We start from the raw sequence: 23,869 nt of genomic DNA, 5'->3' as shown, positions 1-23,869 counted from the left end.
CTCAGAACCCGCCGAAGTCGCCGCCACCACCGAAGTCGCCGCCGCCGTAGTCCCCGCCGCCGTAGTCGCCACCGGCGTCGCCGCCGTCACCACCGTCGCCGCCGTCCTCGGCGCCACCGGGGTCCTCGGACGCCACGGCCGCCGGCACCCCGACCATGCCCGTGAACATCGCGCTGAACAGCATCATCGAGGCGAAGCCCCACGCGCCCGCCACCAGCGCGGGCTTCCACCACGGCTCGGAGTACCAGCCCTCCGGCACCGGACGGCCCGCCACCACACCACCGGGGTAGTAGTGGGGCGTCTGCGAACCCGGCCGCGGCGAGGCGACGTACCGGTGACCCTTCACCGTGACGTCACGCTCCTCCGACACCTTGCCCGCGCGGCTCTGGCCGGTGAGGTCCGGCAGCTCGGGGCCGGGGTCGAGGTCCATCGCGACCCGCGCGGCCCGCACGTAGTACAGGCCCTCCATCGCGGTCTGCGTGACCAGGCGGCACTGCTCCACCGTGCGCGCCTGCTCCATCTGCGACCCGGCCGCGGTGAACCGCTCGGACGCGTCCGCCATCGCCTGCTGCGAGGCGATGTCCGTGCCGGTCAGGTTCATCACCTGGCCGCCGAGCCGTTCCACCCAGCGGCGTGCCTCGGCCTGGGCGTCCTCCAGCTCACGGCGGCGCTTCTCGGCGGCGGAGCGGGCGGCGAACCCGATCGCGCCCGCCAGGACCAGCAGCACGAGCAACACGACGATCGTGGTGGTCATTCGACCCTCCCGATGCTTGGTGTCCGGAGAACGCCCCACGTCGGGCGGAGGTTCCCGAAACGGTCAGAACACCTCCGGGCAGTGGGGGTCCTGGTCACCCAGAAGTGCGTGTGACAAGGCGTTCAGCGCACCCGCGGTGACCTCACGCACCCGCTGGGCACGGGCCAGGGACGTCAGCCTCGTCCCACCCAGGTACGCCGCGCCCAACGCCTGCACGTCCAGCACCACGTCCGGGTCGTCGTCCACCCGCTGCACGGTCGCCGCACCGTCCTTCACGGTGAACCGCCAGCGGGCCGCGTTCCACGGGCAGAACTCGTCGGCCACGTCCAGCACGACGTCCACGTCCGAGCCGTAGCGGCGCTGGGTGAGCGCGCGGTCGACGTCCACGATCCGCACCCACAGCGAGTCCGACCGGCCGCGCAGCGCGAGCCGTGCGTCGTCCAGCAGGTGGGTGACGGGGTCGTCGGAGGCGGTGAAGAACTTCAGCTCGCCGACCATGTCGACGTCCAGCAGGTACCGGTAGAGCGCCGCGTACGCCTCGTCGGTCCGTGCCGCGATCTCCCGCACGTGCAGCTCGTTGCGCGGGCCGCGGTCCTGCCAGTCGTGCTTGATCCGGTAGGCCGCGTAACCCTGCGGGTGCAGTGCGTAGTGGTACGCGGTCAGCCCGCCGCGGTCGCGCTCGGTGTCGGCGAACTGGTGCTCCCAGGCGGCGTCCGTGCGGCTCAGCCACCCCGTGCGACCCGGCCGCAGGTCCTCGTAAACGGCCTTCATGACCGGCATCGCCTCGTCCCGCGACACCTCGCGCACCCGGTCGTCGCCGATCGAGACCCCGGACCGGAACTTCGCGCCCCGCGGCACTTCGAGCCGGGCGAACTCGGCCGCCAGGCCGTAGCCGAACCGGGGGTAGATCGCCGCTTCCGACGCCCAGAGCGCGGCGATCGCCTCACCGCCCTCGTCGTGCAGGCCGTGCAGCTGCGCCCGCATCACGCGCGTGAGCACGCCCCGGCGGCGGTGGCCCGGTTTCACGCCTACCGACGTGACCGCCGCGACGGGCCGCGGACCGGTGCCGGGCAGCGTGATCTCGCGGCTCTGGATGCCACCGCCGCCGATCAGCTCGTCGCCGTCGAACACGGCGTGGTGCCGTTCGGGCTCGAACAGGCCACGCCAGCGTTCGAGCTGGTCCTCGACGCTGTCCATGAGGAACGAGGAGTTGACGACCCGCTGGAACTCCGGGAGGTCGTCCGCGGTGAGGGTGCGGAGGGTGAGCGCCATGCCATCGTTCATACGCCGGTCGTCCGCGTCGCGCGATCCAATTGAGGGTCGCGCTCGGGCCGCCGGTTCCGCGATGCTGCGCCGATGGATGCCCACTCGTTGGCTCGTGCGTTCCGCGTCGAAGCGGAGGCGTTGGCGGTCGCGGCCGATCTGGCACCACCCGATCGTGACGTGCCCGCGTGCCCTGGGATGACGGTCGGTGACCTCTTGGTGCACGTCGGCTCGATTCACCGGATGGTGACGCACTGGATCACCCACGGCGCGCGTCCGGCAGGGTGGGAGTGCTCGCCCGGTGACGCCGACTTGGTCGACTGGTACCGGGTCGGTGCGGCGTCGCTGATCGCTGTGCTGGATCCGGCGCGTGCGGCGGCGCCCGCGGCGACGTGGTGCCCGTGGGATCAGACGCTGGGGTTCTGGATCCGCCGGATGGCGCACGAGACGGCCGTGCACCGGGTCGACGCGCAGGCCGCGATCGGTGCGGCGGCGCCGTTGGAGCCGGGGCTGGCGGCGGACGGCATCGAGGAGGTGCTGCGGCTGTGGCTGGGCTGCCACCAGCCGCCCGGGGTACACACGTCCGGCCAAGCCGTGACGCTGCGTGTGCCGGGCCGTGAGTGGACCGTGGCGCTGCACGAGGGGATCGTCGACTACTGCCCCAGGGCCGACCCCGCCGCCGTGGTCAGCGGCTCGCCGTCCGCCGTGGACCTGTGGTTGTGGGGGCGGTCGGGGGAGGAGCACGTGTCGGTGGAGGGGGATGTCGGCGTGGTGCACGCTCTCCGTGCCGCCGTCGCCGCCGCGACCGGCTGATTCCGGGCCGTTGTCGGGGCACACTGTGCGCGTGACGAAGCTGCGGGTGATCCTGAGATGCCTGGCGACCTTCGCCATCGGCGTCTTCATGGTGGTGCTGGCGATCCGCTTCGGCGAGGTGCTGTGGCGCGCGGTGACTTCGTGACCTGCCTACCGGTCGCGTGCGTGCGCCTTGACGAAGCAGAACTCGTTCCCCGCCGGATCGACCAGGACCTGGAAGCTGCCCTGCTCGTCGACCTGGAGCGAACCCTGCGGCGTCGCACCCAGCTCGGTCGCTCTCTTCGTGGCCTCGGCGATGTCGTCCACGTCGATATCGAGGTGCAGCCGATTCTTCACCGACTTCGCCTCGGGCACCGGCTGGAAGGAAATACGCGGCCATCCTGGCGGAACGACGTGCGCCCACCCGTGCTCCCGCTCCACCACCACTCCACCGAGCAACCCCGCCCAAAACCGCACGAGGCGTGAGGGGTCGAGACAATCCACCACGATCTGGTCCAGGCGCATGACTGCATGATGCGATGACCAAGACCGCTCCGCCCCACCGGGTCCATACCCCCCTGTCGCACCTGTGACCAGCAGTTCCGTCCCGCCCGCCAGGTCCAGGTTGCGGGAAGCGCGCAATGCCGCCACCCGCTTCCCGCAACCACACGACGAGCCCGCACGTGCCAGGGGGTTGAGGCAACAACTCGTCACGCCGAGCGTAATACCGAACGTCCCGCAATCACCAAATCAGAACTCGCCCCAACAGCATGAATCCAAACCGGCAATATCCCGCCGGGGCACAACATCGCCCCGATTCCACCGGGTAACCGCAGGACATCGCTTACCTGCTCCCCACAACCCCCGCCCCACCGGGCAACAGACGATCACCACCGTCGAGCAGCACGCACCGAAGCGCGAGGCGGGTCGGAGAGCGGAGGTGCCCACCGCACCGAAACGTCCACATAGGACGTTCGGATGAGGCGGGGTACAGGTCGAAGAGGTGGAGCGGGTGACGGGAATCGAACCCGCATGACCAGCTTGGAAGTGCGGCGTCAACCCCAGCTCACCATCTCTGACCAGCTCTCGCCCCAGCCGCAGTTGACCGCTGTTGTCCCCCATTGACCTGCGCTAATCGCACGCTAATCGCACGACTCCGTGTGATGGCGGCGGCACTGTTGGTCGTAGTTGGCGAGGGGGACGTGATGTACGCAGACGTCGTAAGGACTACCAGCGGTCGGCGGCCACCTGCGATACGCCCCTACCGCATCGCGCTTGGCCTGCTCTCTTCTCCTCAACATTGATCGTCGTTGACCAGCGCTCGTCCAGATCTGACGGTTAGGGGGGGGCTTGATCTTGATTCTTCAGGTAGTGGGACGGGTCAATGTGTCACTACCTACAACGGCCCCTGTATCTATAAGTACTCCCCAATCATCACCGAGGTTCTGGGATCCTACAAGTGAGAACTTCAGTGGCCACCAGAAATCCTTGTTGGTGCCTGCGAGTCTTACTAGAGCGGTTGAAAACTCAGATCTTGCAAGTGTCGACGGATCGGAACAAAGGAGCGGGCCGATGAATTGAGCAGATTTGAAAGACGTATTGACCCCTTCGAACTTTACGTCTGAGAGGTTGGCAACCCTAGCGAATATCACCTGCTCGAATGATGCGTCGTGCTTGAACTGGGCCTCAGTAAAATCTGCCGACTTTTGGAAATGGCACAACCTGAACGTCGTGCTCCCCTGGAAGGATGCATGAGAAAAGTCGGAATTGGTGACGAAGTGAGCTTGCGAAAATATGGCGGCAGATCCAAATCTGCATTTGACGAAGTCTGCTTTCCGTTCGAATCTGGATCCAAAAAAGGTGGCATTGCGTTTGAACCTGCAGTAGCCAAAATATGCAAGCTGTTGAAAAATGGTGTCGTTGAACTCGGCGCGTCGACTGAATCTGCTCCGCCAGAAACTGGCGTCCTTCTTGAACCTGGCGGAGGTGTAGTAAGCTTTTCGGTTGAATTGAACGCGCACGAAGTTGACAACGCCTTCGAAATTTGCATCGATGAATGATGTAGGTCGACGAAACTCTGCTTTGGCGAACGTTGTGTATCCGTTGAACGTCGCCTCGGCGAAGATTGCAATACCTTGGAATGACGACTTTTCAAAGCTGGCGTTCTCGTCGAACCTGCTGTTGCGGAAGTGTGCAGGTGCCGTAAAAATGGTTCCGTCGAAGTTCGTGGTACCTGCAAATACTGCGGAACCGAAGTTTGCTCTGCGTACGACGCATGTCGACAGGTCGAAATCAATTAGAGTCGCACCCCTAAGGTCAAGATCGATGTCGGGCCAAAAGTCGTCCGACATACTTTCCTGCAGGGTAGGCGAACGGAGGTGAACGTTAAGTATCAGTTGAGCGGCAAGGCGTACTTCACGTTCCTGTTTGAGGTCGCTTTCGATAGATGGTGTCGATTTTGTGCCTGGAGGTGAAGCTTCGACAGTCTGCCTGAATATAGGTTGTATGCGATACGGTCGGCGCAGCTTTTGTCTCGTCGGTGCGGTTGGTGCGAAGTCCGATTCATAAGGAGCTCTCAGGTAGGCGCACAATACGTTGACTACTGTTTGCCTGTGACGAGGATTGTCCTGGGCCAGGCGCTCCAAGGCGTACAGGCCGCCGTGACGGACGGCGAACTTTTCCGAACCCAACTGTTCGACTGCTTTAGTGAATAGCTCGGTGATTCTTCGTTCGGTCGCATCGTGTTCGGTTGATCTGGCAACGTCCTGCTGGTGAGTTAGTGTCAACTCTGTGGCGCGCTGGCGGCGGGCGGCAAGAAGTAGAGCGGCCGCACCTCCGGTACCTATTATTATGGTGCTAGCGGTACGGATCGCATCCAGTTGCTCTGATGGTGTTCCGTTGCCGAACTTCTTCAAGAGTAAGACTGTTGCGGTGATGCCTATGCCGAGCAGTATTATTGCGCTTAGTACGATGGATCGTGCTGATAGTGGACGCATTTTCTGTGGAATGGACTCACTATCACGTTCGGAGCGGTGATTCCACATCTGTAGGATCAGTATGCCTACGATGATCGATACGATTGCTACACGCAGGGGCGACCATTGTCCTAGCCAAGTCAGCGCCGTTGTTTCCCATGGTCGACCCGCCCACAACGTCACGGCGAGCCCGGTCACGACTGCAGCACCCTCCAGAACTGCGGGACGTGGGCCACCGCGAGATAGCTGTGGCCATCCTGTGGTACGGCGCTGCGCCTCGTTCGGCGAGTCCACGTCATTCGTCATACCGAGTTAATCGGCACAACCCTCTCAGCGCTACAGGGCCGACCCGACGCTGGCCAGTCTTCATGGTCCTGACCTCGTGCCGAAGAACGTCTCGTTGGCAAGGCGGCGAAGCCGGCGCGGCAGCCGATCGCCGTGCCCAGCGCTGGTAGCCGTGTGACCACGCGATCGTCCTGACCCTGGTGGCTGGAAGTGGCTTGGCGGCAGCTTGCGACTGCGCGTCGCGTCGCCCTGCCCGGCCACGTGCACCGACTTCGCGCGTGGCCGACGGGCGGAGCGGAGCGGGAGCCCGGCGTGCCACGATGCGGGGAGTCGGTGCAAACGTGCTCCGGGACTGGCCGCGCGTCGCCGCAGGCGGCGCGCCTTGATCCCGTAGAGCGGAATTCGGCAACGCAGCAGGTTGGATGTGGTTGCGGTGTTGCGGCGCGAGCGGTCTGCCTAGGGTGTTGGGCGTGGATCTGGTCGCGCGGGCCTACTCGGTGGCTGAAGGTCGGCTCGCCTCATCGTTGCCTCGGCGGTGGACGCATGTGCGAAGCGTGGCGAAGCGGGCTGGGCTGGCGGCTGAGGTCGTTGAGGATGCGGAACGAGAGTTGTTGACGGCGGCGGCTGTTCTTCATGATGTGGGGTACGCACCGGACCTGGCGGAGACTGGGTTTCATCCGCTTGATGGGGCTCGATACCTCGAACGGCAGGGCTTTGCGGAGCGGCTGTGTGCGCTCGTGGCTCATCACTCGTGCGCCTACCGGGAGGCCGAGTTGAGAGGGTGCTCGACTGAGCTCGCGCGTTGGGCGGATGAGCAGACGCCGCTGCGGGATGTGCTGTGGTGGGCGGACATGACGACCGGGCCAGATGGGGACACGACAGGGATTCGTGAGCGGATCACGGAGATTCAGGCGCGGTACGGGCCGGAAGACCTCGTGACGGTCTTCATCCGCCAGGCGGAGTCTGAATTGGTTGCTGCGGTGGAGCGGACGGAGGCTCGGCTGAGGGCGGCTGGGGTTGAGGTCAGGTGAAGTAAGGCTCGGTGCGGTTGCTGAGGCCGTGTTCGATGCGTAGGCGGATGGATGGGTGGATGTCGAGGTCGGCCACGTGGTCGAGGGCTACCCAGTGGACTTCCTTGGATTCGCTGCTTGTGCGCAGCTCGCCTCCGATGGGTTGAGCGCGGAAGCAGATGGAGAACTCTTGGCGGACCTCACCGTCGTCGTAGGCGATGACGTGGTTTGGGTTGGAGTAGAGGCCGACCAGTCCGGTGACCTCGACGTGGATGCCGGTCTCTTCCTCGACCTCGCGGATGACGGCCTGGGTGAGGGTTTCTCCGACGTCCTGGCCGCCGCCGGGGATGGCGTACTTGTCGTTGTCGGTCCGCCGGATCATCAGGAGGCGGCCGGTGGAGTCCTGGACGATGGCGCTGACGGCTACCCGGATGCTGTTGGGCTTCGGGGCGTTCGGGTCGTTGAGGTAGTCGGTCCGCGTCATGGCTCGACCTTCTCAGAAGGTGGCGCGCTTCGCTCCGGTCCAGACGGTCTCCAGGCTTTCGGAGTAGGTCTCGAAGAGGTCGCCGGCGGAGAGTCGGCGTAGGTGGAGGGCTGGGGCGTGGGCTCCGGGGAAGCCGTAGACGTGGGTGTTGACGATCATCTCGTCGTCGAAGCGGAAGACGGAGTTGTAGAGAGTCGTCTTGTGGAGGCGCACCTCGATGCCGGGGATGTCGACCAGAGGGCGGACGAACGCTAGGGCGTTGCGGATGCGGGCGGAGACGGTGCCCTTGCCCAGCTGCTCTTCCTCGCTGCGGCGGGAGGCTTCGCGGGCGGTGGGGTCTCCGAACAGCAGGCGGATGCGGGTTCCGTTCTCGGCCTTGAGGCGCAGCTCCTTGGCGAAGGTCGGGCGTTCGACCAGGAAGAGGGCGGCCAGGGACAGCACCTCGATGTGCTTGGTGGCGTCGTTGAGGAGTCGATCCCAGAGGTCCGCGGGGATGTTGTTGCGGTGGGGGTAGACCTTGACCACCTCGGACTCGGCAATCTCGACCTTGCGGTCCGCGGCTATGGCGTCTGGCCAGAGGTAGTTCTCGGTCTCGCGGACCATCGAGGCGATGGTGTGGCGGTGGCGGGGGTAGGGGACTCGGCCTTTGGTGATCCAGCGTTCGACGGTCTTGGGGTCGACGCTGGTGGCTCGGGCTACGTGGTCGAGGTCCAGGCCGTTGCGGAGCAGGGCTTCTCGTAGGCGTTCGTTGGCCATGTGTACCCCCGTGGTGACGACTTGGGACGTCTTCAAGCTAGCAGGGACGTCCTTAGAAGTCCTGCTATGCGGTGCTTGCGTCCCGCTGATCGGCCGAAAGTGGTTGGTGTCAAGGTGCTGGACCGAGGGTCCAGTCGACGCTGATGACAGGAGATCGGCTGTGGCGATCAGTGGTGGGAGCAGGCTCCCGGCGACGCACGACTTCGTCTTTCCCCGTGGCGCGCTGGTGATGGGTGTCGAGCCGGTGCTCAGGTTCCAGTCGGCCGAAGAGCGGGCGAAGGGGTTGCCGGTCCAGCAGGAGACGGACAAGGAGACCGGGCTGTTGGTGTGGTCGGTCCTGGTGATCGACCAAGCGGCGGAGCGCAAGACGGACGCCGTGGTCACGGTGAAGATCGCGGCCCCGCACCAGCCGGTCCCGCCGGAGGCGATTCCGGGCACCGATGTGCGGCCGGTGGTCTTCGACGGGCTGACGGTGACGCCCTGGATCGATGACAAGGCGTGCCGGGGGAGTCATGGGGGTGAGCGGCACAGGTGTCGGGCGAAGCTCGGGTACAGCCTGCGGGCCTCGGGCATGAAGCCGGTTGTCGTCAAGTCCGCCGCTAAGGCGGCGTGACCGATGAGCAACGCCATGGTTCGGCTTCACGTGACCGATGACCTGCCCATCCGGGCTTACCCGCAAACGTTCGCCGACCGGGTGGAGATTCGCTTCGGCAAGGCGTTCCCGGTCGTCCTGGTGGTCGAGAAGGACTCGATCAACCGGCTGCGCTCGGCGTTGCAGGACGGAGGCATTGCCCTGGGCGTCGAGGGGGACGAGTGGGAGTGACGTCGCTCGAGGAGTTGTGGTCGGCCGTGCAGTCGGCGGCGACGCTTCGGCGGGCCCATGACGCTCTGCTTGAGGTGGCGCCCTCACGGGAGGCCACGCGGGTGGAGTGGCGGGACTTCCACCTGCGGGCGGCCGAGGTGTACCGGCGGGTCGCGGAGACGGATCCCGGGAGGCAGAGGGAGGCGCTGTTTTTCGCGGAGCAACAGCGGGAGAAGGCGGAGAAGATCGCCCAGGCCCTCGCCGCTGACGCGGGCGCTCGCAGGCGGCGGCGGAGGATCGAGCCGGGCGGGTCAGAGGGCACGGCGGCGCAGGCGGCTCGTGTGCCCCACCAGATCGGTGATCCGAGGTACGCGGTGAGGCTTCGTGATGACGCGTTCACCAAGGCCGTGCGGCTGGCGGGGTTCCACTCGGACTACGCGCTGGCCAAGGCGATGGGCCTCAACCGGTCGACGGTGAAGCGTGCGCGTGACGGCGAGCTGCGGCCCGGTGCGCGGTTCATCAGCGGGGCGTTGAAGGCGCTCGCGCCGTTCGAGTTCGAGGACCTGTTCGAGGTCGAGACGAGCGAGTGACCGTGCGGGCGGTCTCGTACGGCAAGTGATCTGAATTGCTGGTTGGTGGGGTCGCGGGGAAACAGGTTCGAGTCTTGGCGGGCTGAAGCTGTTTCCCGGCGACACACCGACCGGAACTTTCGCGTGCTTTCGTTACCACACAAGGGATTCCGGTCATGTCGAGGCTATCTGTACGTGGGGTGCGCGCGTCAAGTCGGCGCGGTGCTCCGACAGTGTGGAAGTTGTCCAACGGTCGCCCCTGTGGGGCGTGCAGGCGATTCGGTGTCTACGCCCCGAACCAGCTTGTTTGTTGTGGCTGCTTGGGTTGGCTGCCGCTGATTTTCGCCCCTGTGGGGCGTGTGCGATGAACGGCGGAAAGTGGGTCGACCCGGCTCCGTTCGAGGGTGTGCGGCCTCGGGTGCCCTGGTGGGTGCTCGTTCCCGGCAAGGTCAAGTGGATCGCGGCGCTGGTGGCGCTGGTGTGGCTGCTGGTCGTCGGGGTCGTGCGCCTGGTGCTCGTTGTCGTTCGGTATCCGGTGGTCACGTTGGTGCCGGTGTCCGCGGCTTGGTGCTGGTGGCGGTTCGGGCTCTCGCCGCTGGTGCTGGCGCTGTTGTCGCTGGTCGCGGCGTTGACGATCTGGGCCGCTCTCGATCGTGGGTCGTTCCTGCGGCATGGCTGGTACCGGCTGGTGACCGAGTGGCGGCGGGCGACGGTGTACGTCCCGAAATGGCGGTCGGTGATGCGGCTGGCCGACCTGGCCAAGCGGGACCGGGGCCGTGAGTACCGGCCCAAGTTGCGGCGGGTCCGTTCCGAGGGATGGCGAGATCGAGTACGGGTGGAGATGGTGCCTGCGCAGTCGCCTGAGGCGTGGGAGCTGCGGCGGGACGGGTTGGCGCACTCGTTCGGCGCTCGCTCGTGTCGGGTGCGAGTGCTGCGGCCGAGGGTGATCGAGCTGGATTTCGTCCACCGTGATCCATTGCTGCGTCCGTTGCCGGTACCCGCGCTGACGGACTCGACCGAGGTGGATCTCAAGCGGGTGGTGGTCGGGCGGATCGAGACCGGTAGGCCGTGGCGGCTTCGTCTGCTCGGGTCGCAGGTGCTCGTGGTCGGTGTGCCCGGTGCCGGTAAGGGCTCGGTGTTGTGGTCGTTGGTGTGGCAGCTCGCTCCGGCGGTGCGGGCGGGCCTGGTTCGGCTGGTGGGGATCGACCCGAAGGGCGGGATGGAACTCGGCCAGTGCCCGGATGCCTTCGACCGGGTCGTGTACGACAACGGACCGGAAGCCGTTGCCCTGCTTGAGGAAATTGCCGCAGAGGTCAAAGAGCGGGCAGCGCGGTACCGGGGCGTGCGGCGGCTGTGGGCGCGGTCGACGGGGGAGCCGTTCACGGTCCTGGTGGTGGACGAGCTGGCGGACCTGATCGCCTACCAGCCGGACAAGCAGCTCCGCGAACGGGCCGTGCGGGCTATCCAGACGATCACCTCACAGGGCCGCGCACCCGGCTACGCCGTCGTGGGCCTCGTGCAGGACCCGCGTAAGGAGGTCGTCGGGTTCCGGCACCTGTTCAGCACCCGCGTGGCGCTGCGCCTGGACGAGCCGCAGCAGGTGGACATGGTCCTTGGCGACGGTGTGCGGCAGCGGGGCGCGGCAGCCCACGAGATCAGCGAGAACACACCCGGCGTCGCCTGGGCCAAGGAGGACGGGGAGCGGGAGCCGGAGAGGGCTCGGGCCTTCCACGTCACCGATGCGGATCTGGTCGAGCTGAGCGTCTTCCTGGCCGATGCAAAGGTGCACGACTTCCCGACTCGGCCGGATGGCAGTGGGGAGGTCGCGGCATGAGCGAGTACCTGACCCGGGCCGACCGGATGAAGCAGCCGGCGGCGCTTGATGTGGCTCGGGCAGTGGCTGAGGAGCACGGCGTGTGTGTCCGGCCGCTGGCCAAGGAGCGCGTCGACCTGGACACCGGGCAGGTGGACATCGTGCCCGTGCCGTGTGGCTCGACGGTCGCCAGCGTGTGCCCGACGTGCGCCGAAAAGAACCGGCGGTTGCGGATGGCGCAGTGCCGCGAGGGGTGGCACCTGACCGAGGAACCCGACTTCACCCCGGACTCGCCGACCGAGGATCAGCGGGCGCTGGCGGCCTTCCGGGCCGATCTGGTCAAGGCGTACCGGGTGGCGGTCGAGGAGGGCGACGAGATCGGGGCGGAGGAGGTGCGGGAGGAGGTCGCCGGGGTTGATGCGGAGCTGCGGCAGCTTGGAGTCCGCGGTTCGCTCCCGGCTCTGGAGGCTCGGCCTCGGGCGGTGCGGAAGCGGTCGACCAGGCGGCGGCAGGATGCGCCGAACCTCCCTCGGCGGCCGGTCCAGAAGCGCACGGTCGGACGGGTCTTCGGCGGCAAGTACCAGCCCTCGACCTTCCTCACGCTGACGCTCGACAGCTACGGCAAGGTGCGCTCGGATGGCACACCGGTAGACCCGAACTCCTACGACTACCGGCGGGCGGCTCGGGACGCGGTGCACTTCGCGGCCCTGCTGGACCGGTTCGTGCAGAACCTGCGGCGGTGCGTCGGCTGGGATGTGCAGTACTTCTCCACCGTCGAACCGCAACGGCGGCTGGCGCCACACTGGCACGCTGCTATCCGGGGCTCGATCTCGCGGGCGGAGCTGCGGGCGGTCGCTGAAGCCACCTACCACCAGGTCTGGTGGCCCAACCACGATGAGATCAAGTACAGCGGCGACAACCGGCCGGTGTGGGACTCGCGGGCGAAGGGGTTCGTTGACCCGACCACGCGTGAACCGCTGCCGACGTGGGACGAAGCGCTGGACCAGGTGGACGCTCCCGCGCACGTCGCCCGCTTCGGGGTGCAGGTGCACTCCAAGGGCATCCTCGGCGGCACGGAGGAGGCCGGACGGCACATCGGCTACCTGACGAAGTACCTGACCAAGAGCATCGGTGAGTGCTTCGACGCCCAGACGAGCCGCCAGGAGGACCACGCCGAACGGCTGTGCGCGGAGCTGGCCGTGACGCCCTGCTCGCCGCAGTGCCCTGTCTGGCTGCTCTACGGCGTCCAGCCCAAGGGCGCTCGGCTGTCGATGGAACCGGGCAAGTGCAAGGGCAAGGCGCACAAGCGCTCAACACTCGGCGTCGCCGGTCGGCGGGTGCTGGTGTCGCGGAAGTGGTCCGGGAAGTCGCTCGCCGACCACAAGCACGACCGCAAGGAATTCGTTCGGCAACTGCTTGCCGACGTGGGGATCACCGGGGACGACCAGCCGAAACGGGTCGTCTGGAACAACGTGCAGCCCGGTGACCCGAACGTGCCCCCAAGACCACACCTGCTGCTGCGGGCGGTCGCGGAGCGGCGTCGATGGAAGGCCGAGTACACGGCGGCTCTACTCGCCTCGGCCAGTCCGCCAAACCGTTCGGCAACGTCTCAAGCTGCGTAAACGGGGGAGAAGACGATGAAGGAGCACTTCACGGTTCAGGAAGCGGCGGACTACATGAACACGACCGTCCGCTTCGTCCGGCGGCTCATCGCAGAGCGTCGGATCGCGTTCCACCACCTTGGACGGCACGTCCGGCTCAAGCGGGCCGACGTGGACGAGTTCATCAACGCCGGTCGGGTCGAGCCGGTCTGGAGGGCTGCCTGATGGCGAACAAGAAGAACCACCGGCAGTTCGGCCACGTCCGCAAGCTGCCGTCCGGTCGGCACCAGGCGAGCTACCTCGGTCCTGACGGCCTTCGTCGGAACGCGCCGGAGACGTTCCCGACCAAGACCGACGCCAACGCCTGGCTGTCCACGGTCGAGGCCGATCTCCTCCGTGGCGAGTGGGTTGACCCGCTGCTCGGCAAGGTCGCGCTCAAGGAGTACGGGGAGCGGTGGATCAAGGAGCGGCAGCTCGGCGTCCGCACTCGCGAGGAGTACGAGCGGCAGTTCCGGCTTCACGTCGTGCCGTTCCTCGGGGAGAAGCTGCTCAACTCGATCACCACGGAGACCGTGCGGACCTGGCGGCGGCACCTGCTCGACAACGGCCGTTCGGACACCACGACCGCCAAGGCGTACCGGCTGCTGCGGGCGATCATGAACACCGCACTGGACGACAACCGGATCAAGCGGAACCCGTGCCGCATCAAGGGCGCAGACCAGGAGAAGGCTCCCGAACGGCCGGTGGCGTCCGTGAAGCAGGTCTTCATCCTGTCGGAGACCGTGCCGCCACGCTTCCGGGTGCTGATCCTCGCTGCTGCCTTCACCGGCCTGCGGTGGGGTGAGCTGATCGCCCTCCGAAGGTGTGACGTCGACCTGGACGCGCCTGCCGTCCGGGTGCCTCGGAGGCTGGCCCAGCTCAACTCGGGGCGGCTCGTGGAAGGCCCACCGAAGTCAGCGGCAGGCTTCCGAACGGTCGCCATGCCGGAGATCCTCGTGGACGACTTCCGACGTCACCTGATGGCGTTCGTCAAGGCCGGTCCGGAGGAGCTGATCTTCACGGGGGAGAAGGGCGCGGCGCTCAAGCGGGGCAACTGGCACCGGTCCGTGAAGTGGATCAAGACGGCGGCCAAGGTCGGACTCCCGAAGGGCTTCCACTTCCACGACCTGCGCCACACGGGCAACAACCTGGCAGCGGCAGCCGGTGCGAGTACGCGGGAGCTGATGCACCGGATGGGGCACGGGAGCATGAGGGCGGCGCTGATCTACCAGCACGCGACCAGCGAGCGGGACAAGGAGATCGCGGACAAGCTCAGCGAGCGGGTGAAGGCGAGTCAATCGCACGCCAATCGCACGACGTGATCAAGAGACGCGACAGCGGTGCTGCCCGGACATGGGTGGCACCGCTGTTGACCTGCAAGGGGATGTCGAGAGCGGGTGACGGGAATCGAACCCGCATGACCAGCTTGGAAGGCTGGGGCTCTACCATTGAGCTACACCCGCGTCGCGCCTACCGGGGTGGGCGCGTGGTCAGCTTAGCCGGTCGCGATAGGCTGGGGTGGACCGGGGCGTGGCGCAGCTTGGTAGCGCACCCGCTTTGGGAGCGGGGGGTCGCAGGTTCAAATCCTGTCGCCCCGACGGTTGCCCTGGCCGGCCTGGTGGTTGGTCAGGGCTCTTCCCCGGGTAACCCGGACCCATGACTACCGCGCCGTTCGAGCCCGACCCCGAGTTCGGCAAGCCGCGGATCGCCGCGGCGGATCCCGGCCCCGGTGCGCCCGAGCAGGCGCAAGGCTTCGGGGTCGAGGCTGAAGAACCCGATGTGACCGAGGACGAGGACGGCGACGGCCGCTAGCCGCCCAGCTCGTTCACGGCGGTGGAGATCGTGGCCGCTTGGCGTTCCAGTTCCCCGTCCGGCGAGGTCTCGTCGACGCCCCGACCGAGGAGTTCGGCTCGGGAGACCAGGAGCAGTGCGCCGCGGAAGCGGTCGGTGTCCAGGTCGTCCACCTTGACGACCGCCAACCTGCCCTCGATCAGGACGAGGGTCGGGTCCGGCAGGTCGGAGGTCAGCAGGTCGCGCAGATCACTCGCCTTGACGGTCATGTGTTCGTGCTACCCGGCCCTCGCACCGCGAAACGCGGGCCGTTCTTGAGCACACCCGCGCCCGGGTGCTCAAGAACGGCTCCCCAGTGTCATGCCGGCGTCGCCACCTGCTCGCTGACCACCTGCGCCGCCGCCGACACGAGTGCCGTCACCGAAGGGTTGGTGGAGTTGTCCTGGCGCCACGCGAACTGGGTGTACACCCGGAACGGCGGGACCCAGGGCAGGCGGCACAGCCTGCCATCGGCGAGCTCCGCGGCGACCGTCACCTCGGGGACAAGCGAGATCCCCAGACCCGAGGCGACCGCCCGCTTGGCGGCGTCGATCGAGTCGAGCGCCAGCACCGGCGACTTCGACTCGGCATCCTGCAGGCCCAGCGCCTGCTCGAACTGCTCGTAGTAACTGGCGCCGTTCTCGGCCCGGATGAGCGTGCTGCCGCGCAGCTCGTCCTCGGTGATCACCGAACGCCTGGTCAGGGCGTGGGTCGGACCGGCGACCATGACCAGCGGCTCCGGGCAGAGCACCGTCGTCTCCAGCCCCTCGCGGGGCTCCACGGAGCCGATGAAGAAGGTGCAGTCCAGCCGTCCCTCACGCACCGAGGTCAGGTTCGCCTGGGTGTTGCGCGAGTGGAGTGAGATCTGGACGCTCGGGTAGCGCCAGCACATGTACTCGATCAGTGGTAGCAGACGGTAGTCGGTCAGACTCTGTGCGCTGCCGATGACCAGCTTGCCGTGCGGCTCGCCGTTCATCGTGATGGCTTTCCTGGCCTTGTCGGTCAGGGTGATGATGTTCCGCGCGAACGGCAATAGCTCGACACCGGCAGAGGTCATCTGGATGCCGCGCGGAAGTCGACGGAACAGCGGCACGCCGAGGGTCTCTTCGAGTGCCTTGATCCGAGTGGTTATAGTGGGTTGTGAGCAATTCAGCGTGGCGGCTGCCTTGGTGAAACTGCCCGTTTGAACCACAGTTGTGAACGCCAAAAGCTGACGCGTCTCCATGGAGCTCCCCAACGGTGCGTTTAAGTGGTCCACGATGAGGCCGGTGCGGGACGGCATCGTGGTCTCTTCTGCGTGGCGGCAGTTGACCTGGCTGCGCTCCTGCGTGCGCGTGGCCTGAGGTCGATCAACATCGCCGCGCTACCGCGAGGGGTGGTACGCGGTGGCCGGTGGGTGCGTCCGGGGCCCGGTGGACCCCGAAGTCACCGCCGGCGCCCAGCGGTGGTCCTGGGTTAGTGTTCGGCAGCGGCGGAATGGATCTCATCGGGTCATCGGCACCTTGTCTGGTAGGTGGTTAAAGAGCTCGATGACATTGTCTCGCTCGTTCCTGTCGGTCCCGGTTGCCGGTTGCGTCCGCTGCTGACCCCCCAGAACGTCCGGCAACGTCAATTATTGCTGGTCCAACATGCGGATCCGGGCGTCACGCTACCTGAAACCCACACTAATGGACTACGGCGGTTGGAGTCATCTCGACAAGTGAAACTTTTCTGTCGGGCACTACTCCAAACGGCCTCAATTCACTCTTTCTGGCGAACCTCCCCTCGCTGGCGGTTGCCGACTGTTAGTCGTCTCTACGGCATACGTGTTACACGACTCGGTGCCGGCCTCGCTCGGTGATGACGCGCTCAGGCGTGCTCACGGCTCCCAGAGCCACTCGAACGGCCTAACGGATCGCCTTGTCGATCGACCGTTGAGCCGCATAGGTGCGGCCGAACCGCCGCTGGCGAAACCGCGAAATTGCGGCCTCGAAGACCGAGGCGCGGAGGCTGTCCGGGTCGAGGGGGCGACGGGGTGGCGCGGGAGCGCGTCACGGACCCCGAACCCTGGGTTAAGAACCACTGTTGTGATTTTCGCCGCGTGCGCGGGCGGGCGGCGAGGAGTGCCCGAGAGGCGGTACGCACGGGCGGTCCCGAGGGTGTAATTCCACCGACGCCACGAATTCATCGCGTGTTGTCGTGAACCGATTCCCGCCTACGGGGTATTGCCACGCCAATGGCCGCAGGGCCCCGTCACGCACGGTGGCCGCACCCGCTGCCGGGGTGCGAGCGCCACGCGGTCGGCCGACCGCCTAGACTCAGACGGAATCCCGGCGCGCCCCTACGCGTTCACGGGGTGTTCCGCACGTCCTGCCCGTTACGAGGAGACCACGTTGAAGAGCACCGTCGAGCACCTGAGCCCGACGCGGGTCCGGATCAACGTCGAGGTGCCGTTCGACGAGCTCAAGTCGGACTTCGACCGCGCGTACCGCAAGCTGGCCAAGCAGGTCCGCATCCCCGGCTTCCGCCCCGGCAAGGCCCCCGCCCGCGTGCTGGAGAGCCGCATCGGCCGCGCGCCCGTGCTGGACGAGGTCGTCCAGGAGGCCATCCCGGCCAAGTACCTGGAGGCCGTCAGCTCCGGTGAGCTGCGCACCCTGGGCCGCCCCGACTTCGAGGTGACCAAGATCGAGGACGGCGAGTCCCTGGCGTTCACCGCCGAGGTCGACGTCCGCCCCGAGATCACCGTCCCCGCCTTCGGCGAGCTGACCGTCAGCGTCGACGACCAGGAGGTCACCGACGAGGACGTGGAGACCCAGCTCGACGAGCTGCGCGCCCGCTTCGCCACGCTCACCGGCGTCAAGCGCCCGGCCCAGAACGGCGACTTCGTCGTGGTCGACCTGTCGGCGACCGTGGACGGCGAAGAGGTCGAGGAGGCCAAGACCACCGGCCTGTCCTACGAGATCGGCTCCGGCCAGCTCGTCGAGGGCATCGACGACGCCCTGGTCGGCGCCTCCGAGGGCGAGTCGAAGAACTTCACCACCAACCTGGTCGCCGGTGAGCACGCCGGCCGCGACGCCGAGGTCACCGTGGTGCTGAACTCGGTCAAGGAGCGCCAGCTCCCCGAGCTGGACGACGAGTTCGCCCAGCTGGCCAGCGAGTTCGACACCCTGGACGAGCTGAAGGCCGACCTGCGCACCCGCCTGGGCCGCGTGAAGAAGATGCAGCAGGGCGTCCAGGCCCGCGACAAGGTGCTGGAGGCGCTGCTGGCCAGCGTCGAGGTGCCGCTGCCCGAAGCCGTCGTCGCGGGCGAGGTCGAGGCGCGGGCGCACGACGCCATCCACGCCCTCGACCACGACGAGGCGCGCTTCGCCGAGTGGCTGGCCGAGCAGGGCCAGACCAAGGAGCAGTTCGACGCCGAGGTGCGCGAGGCCTCCGAGCAGGCGGTCAAGACCCAGCTCGTGCTGGACGCCATCGCCGACGCCGAGCAGCTGAACGTGACCGACGCGGAGCTGACCGAGCGGATCATCTACCAGGCCCAGCGGTTCGGCATCAGCCCGGACGAGTACGTCAAGCGGGCGCAGCAGTCCGGCCAGCTCGGCGCGATCTTCGCCGACGTGCGCCGCGGCAAGGCGCTGGCCTCGGTCGTGCGCCAGGCCACCGTGACCGACTCGGCGGGCAACGCACTCGACCTGGACGAGCTTTTCGGCGAGGCGAAATCCACCGAGGAGCAGGAACCCGCGAACGCGGAGTGAAGCCCTGAGCGAACGCGGGCGGTGTCGGGACGTCGACGCCGCCCGCCTTCGTTAAGGTCGTTGCTACGAGACTCTTTTCGGCACAGCTAGTCGGCAAAGTTAGGCAGGCAGACGTGACGCAGCACTCTTTCTCGGAGCCCATGATGCGAGCGGCCTCGGGGATGAACCTCAACGACTCGGTCTATGAGCGTCTGCTCCGCGAGCGCATCATCGTGCTGGGGACGCAGGTCGAAGAGAACATCGCCAACCAGATCGTGGCCCAGCTCCTCCTCCTCGCCGCAGAGGACCCGGAGAAGGACATCACGTTCTACATCAACTCGCCCGGTGGGTCGGTGACCGCGGGCATGGCGATCTTCGACACGATGCAGCTGATCGAGCCCGACGTGGCCACCTTCGCGATGGGCCTGGCCGCGTCGATGGGGCAGTTCCTGCTCTCCGCGGGCACGCCCGGCAAGCGCCACGCCCTCCCGCACGCCCGGATCCTGATGCACCAGCCGTCGGCGGGTGTCGGCGGCACGGCCGCGGACATCGCGATCCAGGCGGAGATGCTGACCCGGACCAAGCACGAGATGGCCGAGCTGATCGCCCAGCACACCGGTCAGTCGGTCGAGCGGATCATCGCCGACTCCGACCGCGACCGCTGGTTCAACGCCCAGGAAGCCTTGGAGTACGGCTTCGTGGACAAGGTGATCACCCGTGCCAGCCAGGCGTCGACCAACTGACCGCGAGCAGAGCACCAGGAGACCTGAAGTGAGCCAGTTCCACGCGCCGCAGTCCCGGTACGTGCTCCCGTCGTTCGTCGAGCGCACGAGCTACGGCATCAAGGAGTCCAACCCGTACAACAAGCTGTTCGAGGAGCGCATCATCTTCCTCGGCGTGCAGGTGGACGACGCGTCGGCCAACGACGTGATGGCCCAGCTGCTCGTGCTGGAGTCGGAGGACCCCGACCGCGACATCCTGATGTACATCAACTCGCCGGGTGGCTCGTTCACCTCGCTGATGGCCATCTACGACACCATGCAGTTCGTCCGCCCCGACATCCAGACCTACTGCCTGGGCCAGGCGGCCTCGGCGGCGGCCGTGCTGCTCGCGGCGGGCACCCCGGGCAAGCGGCACGCGCTGCCCAACGCCCGGATCCTGATCCACCAGCCGGCCACCGAGGGCGTCTACGGGCAGGTCTCCGACCTGGAGATCCAGTCCAACGAGATCCAGCGGGTGCGCAGGCTGCTGGAGACCACGCTCGCCAAGCACACCAGCCGCACGCCGGAGCAGGTGCGCTCGGACATCGAGCGGGACAAGATCCTCACCGCCGAAGAGGCGAGGGAATACGGCATCGTCGACAGCGTTCTGCCCTACCGGAAGCTCTCGGCGAAGTAATTTCGGCGTGGCGCCCGACACGCCGAGCTGACCAGGGGTCCTGGCCGGTCCGGCGCGTCGGGGGCACGCTGGTCCTCCCGCACAGCGGGGTTGGACAGGTACCGTCGAGGGGAACGGGCGGACCCCGCATCCAGCGGGCACTCGCCACATCAGCAGTCAGGCGCACCTCACCAGGTCGTGCGCCGGAGGGGACAGAGGTCAGCGGTCATGGCACGTATCGGTGACGGCGGCGACCTGCTGAAGTGCTCTTTCTGCGGCAAGAGCCAGAAGCAGGTGAAAAAACTCATCGCCGGCCCCGGTGTCTACATCTGCGATGAGTGCATCGACCTCTGCAACGAGATCATCGAGGAAGAACTCGCGGAGGCCGGCGACGTCAAGCTCGACGAGCTGCCCAAGCCCGCCGAGATCCACGAGTTCCTCGACCAGTACGTGATCGGCCAGAACGAGGCCAAGCGCACGCTCTCGGTGGCGGTCTACAACCACTACAAGCGCATCCAGGCCGGTGACCGCGGGCGTGAGGGCCGCGACGACGGCGTGGAACTCGCCAAGTCGAACATCCTCATGCTCGGGCCGACCGGGTGCGGCAAGACCTACCTGGCCCAGACGCTGGCGAAGATGCTGAACGTGCCGTTCGCCATCGCCGACGCCACGGCGTTGACCGAGGCCGGCTACGTGGGCGAGGACGTGGAGAACATCCTCCTCAAGCTCATCCAGGCCGCGGACTACGACGTCAAGCGGGCCGAGACCGGCATCATCTACATCGACGAGGTCGACAAGATCGCTCGAAAGAGTGAAAATCCGTCGATCACGCGGGACGTGTCCGGTGAGGGCGTGCAGCAGGCGCTGCTGAAAATACTGGAGGGGACGACGGCGTCGGTGCCACCGCAGGGCGGTCGCAAGCACCCGCACCAGGAGTTCATCCAGATCGACACGACGAACGTGCTGTTCATCGTGGCGGGCGCCTTCGCGGGCCTCGACAAGATCATCCAGGACCGGGTCGGCAAGCGCGGCCTCGGCTTCGGCGCCGAGGTGCGGACCAAGGCCGAGGTCGACGCGGCGGACTACTACGCCGACTCGATGCCCGAGGACCTGATCAAGTTCGGGTTGATCCCCGAGTTCATCGGCCGGTTGCCGATGGTCGCGAGCGTCACGAACCTGGACAAGGAATCACTGGTCCGCATCCTCACCGAGCCGAAGAACGCGCTGGTCAAGCAGTACCAGAAGCTGTTCGAGATGGACGGCGTGGAGTTGGAGTTCACCCGCACGGCGATGGAGGCGGTCGCGGACCAGGCCATCCTGCGCGGCACCGGTGCGCGTGGCCTGCGGGCGATCATGGAGGAAGTCCTGCTGCCGGTGATGTACGACATCCCCAGCCGCACGGACGTGGCCAAGGTCGTCATCACGGAGCAGACCGTGAAGGAGAACGTCAACCCGACCATCGTGGCCCGGCAGCCTTCGCGCCGGGAGCGTCGCGAGAAGTCGGCCTGAGTTGTCCCTGCCGCACACGTTGATCCTGCACGGCCTGGGTGGTTCCGGGCCGGAGCACTGGCAGAACTGGCTGGCAGGTGAGCTGGCCCACCACGGTGGGGCGGTGGACCTGCCCCAGTTCAGCTCTCCCGACGCGCCGAGGTTGTCGTTGTGGCTGGACGAGCTGCGGTCGCACCTGGCCGCGATGCCCGCGGCGGAGTCGGTCGAACGGGTGGTCGTCGCGCACTCGCTGGCCGGGTTGTTGTGGTTGCACCACGCGGCCGGGGAGTTCGATCCCGCGTTGCGGGTGGACCGGGTGCTGTTGGTGGCGCCGCCCGCGCCCGATTTCGACGGTGAGCCGTCGATCTCCGAGTTCCTGCACCCCGTGCTCGACCCGACGGTGGTGCGGCGGGCGGCGGTGTCGACCCGGCTGGTGGTGGGTGACAGCGACCACTACTGCACGGTGGCGCAGGCCAAGGACGTGGCCGAGGCGTTGCGGGTCGAGCTCGACGTCATCGTGGGTGGCGGGCACCTGAACGTCGATGCCGGGTACGGCTCGTGGGGTGCGGTTCTGAAGTGGGTTCGCAGCGGGCGGGTTCCGCTCACGCCGCGCTGACCGTCACTCGGAAGAGGGTGAAGGCGGCCAGGAACGGGCCGGTGGTCAGGTCGGCCAGCCAGGTGTCGGCGGCCCGGCGGGTGATGCGGCCCGCTTGGACGGCGCGGTGCGCGTTGCGGGTCAGGCCCAGCAGTTCGTCGGCTGTGGTGAAGTCGTGCAGGAGTTGGGTGTCGGCCTCGATCGAGGTGACGGTGAGGCCGGCTTCGGTGCTGAGCCGCGCCAGCTGCCTGCCGATGACGGGGTTGGGGACGATCCGGTCGCACACGAAGCGGTTGAACGCGAGGTTCGTGGCGACCGAGCCGGGGTCGACGGCGAGGGTCTCCCAGTCGGGTTGGGCCAGCACGGCACGTCCGGTGGGCCGCAGCACGCGGCGGAGTTCGGCCAGTGCCTCGGCAGGGTCGGCGACCTGGTGCAGGACCCGGTCGATCCGGGCGCGGTCGACGCTCCGAACGGGCAGCGGGAGCTCGTGGGCGTCACCCTCGCGCACGTCGACCCGCAGGTGTGAGGTGCGTCGTCGCGCCTCCTCGACCATGACCGGGTCGACGTCCACGCCGATGACCTCGCCGGCGCGTTCGGCCATCCGGGGCAGGTCTGTGCCGGGTCCGCAGCCGATGTCCAGGGCAACGTGGTCCGGGTGGAGGTCGAGGGCGTCCAGGAGCCGCTGCTTGTAGGCGTGGCCTGCGGCCGCGGCGTCGTCCAGGTAGGTGATCGGGTCCGGGGTGGTGGCCGATCGCGTCGTCATGCGGCCAGGCAACCACAGGCGTGTGCAGGTCCTGTGAACGTCCTGTGCGGCTATCGGGGGGCGCGTTTGCCCAGGAAGCGGATGACGTCGGGGATTACCTTGCGGTACAGGGTGTCGTTGTGGCCGCCCGGGACGATGGATGCGACGGCGGGTTTGGCGGCGGCGATGAATTGGCGCGTGCCGGTGATGAAGTTGTCCTGGTCGCCTGCCCAGACGCCGATCGGGGCGGTGCCGAGCTTGTCGAGGTTCTTGAGCGGGTCGAGGGAGGACCAGTGCTCGGGGCTCGCGAAGGCGTTGCGCTTGGACATCTCGGCCCAGTCGGTGAGCAGGGCCGGGGCGATGACGGCGATGGCCTTGGTCGGCTCGCGTCGTTCGTGTCGCCTGCGGGCGTAGAGGAGGGCGCCGAAGCCGCCCATGGACACGCCGGTGCAGGCGAACGGCCGGCCGTAGCCGCGTTCGGCCAGCCAGCGGGGGACTTCTTCGAGGAGCATCGCCATGGGGTCGTCGCCGGGGACGTTCTCGTGCCAGTAGTGGTCGCCGCCGTCGACGGCCACGAAGCCGAACGGGGGGACCTGGCCGCGCGCGACCGCGGAGACCAGGACTTCCGCCATGCCGCCCACGTGTGCCTGGCGGGCGCTGCCGAAGCGGCCGTGCAGCAGGATCGACATGGGCAGGTCCCGGGTGGGCACGCCCGGCGGGATCATGGTGAGCAGGTCGACCTCGCGGCCCCGGTAGTGCGAGTGGACGCGTTCGACCTGGACGACGGCCCGCTTCACGGCCGGCACGGGGCCCGCCACGCCGACCGCGTGCCGCAGTGCCTCGCCGAGCGGTGCGTCGCCGTGCCACGCGGCGGTGACGCCTGCGGTTGCCAGGGCGCCGCCGGCCAGGGCGGAGAGCACCGTCCGTCGCGCGACCATCGTCCTACCCCCACGCTCGATCCCCTCCTCTCATCGCTGTGAGCGC

General features: G+C 67.3%; 25 protein-coding genes and 2 tRNA genes. 16 read left to right on the top strand and 11 right to left on the bottom strand.

Annotated elements, in window-relative coordinates:
• Nucleotide 1 precedes the first annotated feature (1 nt).
• Together B0I31_RS10585 and B0I31_RS10580 are read right to left on the bottom strand one after the other, a co-directional pair.
• Nucleotides 2-754, bottom strand: a complete 753-nt coding sequence (locus B0I31_RS10585; protein ID WP_106615138.1) for a hypothetical protein — start codon at nucleotides 752-754, stop codon at nucleotides 2-4.
• 63 nt (nucleotides 755-817) lie between these two features.
• On the bottom strand, nucleotides 818-2,026 hold the full coding sequence (locus tag B0I31_RS10580; protein ID WP_245949794.1) for a GNAT family N-acetyltransferase: 1,209 nt from the start codon (nucleotides 2,024-2,026) through the stop codon (nucleotides 818-820).
• Nucleotides 2,027-2,110: 84 nt separating this feature from the next.
• On the opposite strand from B0I31_RS10580, the gene B0I31_RS10575 reads away from it, so the two are divergent.
• Nucleotides 2,111-2,830, top strand: coding sequence for a maleylpyruvate isomerase family mycothiol-dependent enzyme (locus tag B0I31_RS10575; RefSeq protein WP_106615136.1), 720 nt, complete (start codon nucleotides 2,111-2,113; stop codon nucleotides 2,828-2,830).
• A 150-nt stretch (nucleotides 2,831-2,980) separates the two neighbouring features.
• Here the strand turns inward: B0I31_RS10575 and B0I31_RS10570 are convergent, their stop codons facing one another.
• Both B0I31_RS10570 and B0I31_RS39950 read right to left on the bottom strand, forming a co-directional pair.
• The gene (locus B0I31_RS10570) at nucleotides 2,981-3,334 is read right to left on the bottom strand and encodes a VOC family protein (RefSeq protein WP_106615135.1); all 354 of its coding nucleotides are present in this window, start codon (nucleotides 3,332-3,334) and stop codon (nucleotides 2,981-2,983) included.
• Between the two features lie 839 nt (nucleotides 3,335-4,173).
• On the bottom strand, nucleotides 4,174-5,982 hold the full coding sequence (locus tag B0I31_RS39950) for a pentapeptide repeat-containing protein (RefSeq protein WP_181320086.1): 1,809 nt from the start codon (nucleotides 5,980-5,982) through the stop codon (nucleotides 4,174-4,176).
• A 557-nt stretch (nucleotides 5,983-6,539) separates the two neighbouring features.
• Between B0I31_RS39950 and B0I31_RS10555 the strand changes: the two genes are divergently transcribed.
• The gene (locus tag B0I31_RS10555; RefSeq protein ID WP_245949793.1) at nucleotides 6,540-7,100 is read left to right on the top strand and encodes an HD domain-containing protein; all 561 of its coding nucleotides are present in this window, start codon (nucleotides 6,540-6,542) and stop codon (nucleotides 7,098-7,100) included.
• On the opposite strand, the gene B0I31_RS10550 is transcribed toward B0I31_RS10555, so the two are convergent.
• A complete protein-coding gene (locus B0I31_RS10550; protein WP_106615133.1) occupies nucleotides 7,093-7,563 on the bottom strand; it encodes an NUDIX hydrolase in 471 nt (156 codons plus the stop codon). The genes B0I31_RS10555 and B0I31_RS10550 overlap by 8 nt on opposite strands.
• Nucleotides 7,564-7,575: 12 nt before the next feature.
• Nucleotides 7,576-8,319: a DUF5919 domain-containing protein gene (locus B0I31_RS10545; protein ID WP_106615132.1), complete on the bottom strand. Its 744-nt coding sequence runs from the start codon at nucleotides 8,317-8,319 to the stop codon at nucleotides 7,576-7,578.
• Between the two features lie 160 nt (nucleotides 8,320-8,479).
• Between B0I31_RS10545 and B0I31_RS10540 the strand changes: the two genes are divergently transcribed.
• The 7 genes from B0I31_RS10540 to B0I31_RS10510 all read left to right on the top strand — a co-directional run bounded on the left by B0I31_RS10540 (nucleotide 8,480) and on the right by B0I31_RS10510 (nucleotide 14,465).
• Nucleotides 8,480-8,932 (top strand): hypothetical protein, encoded by a 453-nt coding sequence (locus B0I31_RS10540; protein WP_219910655.1) that lies wholly within the window; start codon nucleotides 8,480-8,482, stop codon nucleotides 8,930-8,932.
• Nucleotides 8,933-8,962: 30 nt separating this feature from the next.
• Complete coding sequence (locus B0I31_RS10535) at nucleotides 8,963-9,142, top strand: hypothetical protein (RefSeq protein ID WP_245949792.1); 180 nt, start codon at nucleotides 8,963-8,965, stop codon at nucleotides 9,140-9,142.
• Nucleotides 9,139-9,711: an AMED_5909 family protein gene (locus B0I31_RS42905; RefSeq protein ID WP_342751470.1), complete on the top strand. Its 573-nt coding sequence runs from the start codon at nucleotides 9,139-9,141 to the stop codon at nucleotides 9,709-9,711. The genes B0I31_RS10535 and B0I31_RS42905 overlap by 4 nt, the downstream gene beginning before the upstream one ends.
• A 343-nt stretch (nucleotides 9,712-10,054) precedes the next feature.
• On the top strand, nucleotides 10,055-11,524 hold the full coding sequence (locus B0I31_RS10525) for an FtsK/SpoIIIE domain-containing protein (RefSeq protein WP_106615131.1): 1,470 nt from the start codon (nucleotides 10,055-10,057) through the stop codon (nucleotides 11,522-11,524).
• Nucleotides 11,521-13,125, top strand: coding sequence for a replication initiator (locus B0I31_RS10520; protein WP_106615130.1), 1,605 nt, complete (start codon nucleotides 11,521-11,523; stop codon nucleotides 13,123-13,125). The genes B0I31_RS10525 and B0I31_RS10520 overlap by 4 nt, the downstream gene beginning before the upstream one ends.
• 15 nt (nucleotides 13,126-13,140) lie before the next feature.
• On the top strand, nucleotides 13,141-13,329 hold the full coding sequence (locus B0I31_RS10515) for a helix-turn-helix domain-containing protein (RefSeq protein WP_106615129.1): 189 nt from the start codon (nucleotides 13,141-13,143) through the stop codon (nucleotides 13,327-13,329).
• Nucleotides 13,329-14,465, top strand: a complete 1,137-nt coding sequence (locus tag B0I31_RS10510; protein WP_106615128.1) for a tyrosine-type recombinase/integrase — start codon at nucleotides 13,329-13,331, stop codon at nucleotides 14,463-14,465. The genes B0I31_RS10515 and B0I31_RS10510 overlap by 1 nt, the downstream gene beginning before the upstream one ends.
• Nucleotides 14,466-14,535: 70 nt before the next feature.
• On the opposite strand, the gene B0I31_RS10505 is transcribed toward B0I31_RS10510, so the two are convergent.
• Nucleotides 14,536-14,606: transfer RNA gene (locus B0I31_RS10505), tRNA-Gly, on the bottom strand.
• Between the two features lie 61 nt (nucleotides 14,607-14,667).
• Here B0I31_RS10505 and B0I31_RS10500 point away from each other — a divergent pair.
• Nucleotides 14,668-14,741, top strand: a tRNA-Pro gene (locus B0I31_RS10500).
• Between the two features lie 58 nt (nucleotides 14,742-14,799).
• The gene (locus tag B0I31_RS40490; protein WP_181320085.1) at nucleotides 14,800-14,955 is read left to right on the top strand and encodes a hypothetical protein; all 156 of its coding nucleotides are present in this window, start codon (nucleotides 14,800-14,802) and stop codon (nucleotides 14,953-14,955) included.
• Here the strand turns inward: B0I31_RS40490 and B0I31_RS10495 are convergent.
• Both B0I31_RS10495 and B0I31_RS10490 read right to left on the bottom strand, forming a co-directional pair.
• Nucleotides 14,952-15,203 (bottom strand): hypothetical protein, encoded by a 252-nt coding sequence (locus B0I31_RS10495; RefSeq protein WP_106615127.1) that lies wholly within the window; start codon nucleotides 15,201-15,203, stop codon nucleotides 14,952-14,954. The genes B0I31_RS40490 and B0I31_RS10495 overlap by 4 nt on opposite strands.
• A gap of 89 nt (nucleotides 15,204-15,292) precedes the next feature.
• Entirely contained in the window at nucleotides 15,293-16,198 is a 906-nt protein-coding gene (locus tag B0I31_RS10490) for a LysR family transcriptional regulator (protein ID WP_073890071.1), read from the bottom strand.
• 1,147 nt (nucleotides 16,199-17,345) lie between these two features.
• On the opposite strand from B0I31_RS10490, the gene tig reads away from it, so the two are divergent.
• The 5 genes from tig (at nucleotide 17,346) to B0I31_RS10465 (ending at nucleotide 22,164) form a co-directional block, all read left to right on the top strand.
• Nucleotides 17,346-18,704, top strand: coding sequence for a trigger factor (tig, locus tag B0I31_RS10485; RefSeq protein WP_106615126.1), 1,359 nt, complete (start codon nucleotides 17,346-17,348; stop codon nucleotides 18,702-18,704).
• Between the two features lie 113 nt (nucleotides 18,705-18,817).
• The gene (locus B0I31_RS10480) at nucleotides 18,818-19,426 is read left to right on the top strand and encodes an ATP-dependent Clp protease proteolytic subunit (protein ID WP_281262285.1); all 609 of its coding nucleotides are present in this window, start codon (nucleotides 18,818-18,820) and stop codon (nucleotides 19,424-19,426) included.
• Between the two features lie 28 nt (nucleotides 19,427-19,454).
• Nucleotides 19,455-20,081, top strand: a complete 627-nt coding sequence (locus B0I31_RS10475) for an ATP-dependent Clp protease proteolytic subunit (protein ID WP_106615124.1) — start codon at nucleotides 19,455-19,457, stop codon at nucleotides 20,079-20,081.
• 207 nt (nucleotides 20,082-20,288) lie between these two features.
• On the top strand, nucleotides 20,289-21,569 hold the full coding sequence (gene clpX, locus B0I31_RS10470; RefSeq protein WP_106615123.1) for an ATP-dependent Clp protease ATP-binding subunit ClpX: 1,281 nt from the start codon (nucleotides 20,289-20,291) through the stop codon (nucleotides 21,567-21,569).
• 1 nt (nucleotide 21,570) lies between these two features.
• A complete protein-coding gene (locus B0I31_RS10465) occupies nucleotides 21,571-22,164 on the top strand; it encodes an RBBP9/YdeN family alpha/beta hydrolase (protein ID WP_106615122.1) in 594 nt (197 codons plus the stop codon).
• Here B0I31_RS10465 and B0I31_RS10460 read toward each other — a convergent pair.
• Together B0I31_RS10460 and B0I31_RS10455 are read right to left on the bottom strand one after the other, a co-directional pair.
• Nucleotides 22,151-22,906: a methyltransferase domain-containing protein gene (locus B0I31_RS10460; protein WP_106615121.1), complete on the bottom strand. Its 756-nt coding sequence runs from the start codon at nucleotides 22,904-22,906 to the stop codon at nucleotides 22,151-22,153. The genes B0I31_RS10465 and B0I31_RS10460 overlap by 14 nt on opposite strands.
• 50 nt (nucleotides 22,907-22,956) lie before the next feature.
• Nucleotides 22,957-23,823: an alpha/beta hydrolase gene (locus B0I31_RS10455; protein ID WP_106615120.1), complete on the bottom strand. Its 867-nt coding sequence runs from the start codon at nucleotides 23,821-23,823 to the stop codon at nucleotides 22,957-22,959.
• Nucleotides 23,824-23,869 lie beyond the last annotated feature (46 nt).

This window comes from Saccharothrix carnea (assembly GCF_003014735.1).
In the GTDB taxonomy this organism is placed as follows: Bacteria; Actinomycetota; Actinomycetes; order Mycobacteriales; family Pseudonocardiaceae; genus Actinosynnema; species Actinosynnema carneum.
Note: the sequence above shows the minus strand (reverse complement) of the source record. Positions and strands in the feature narration are given on the sequence as shown.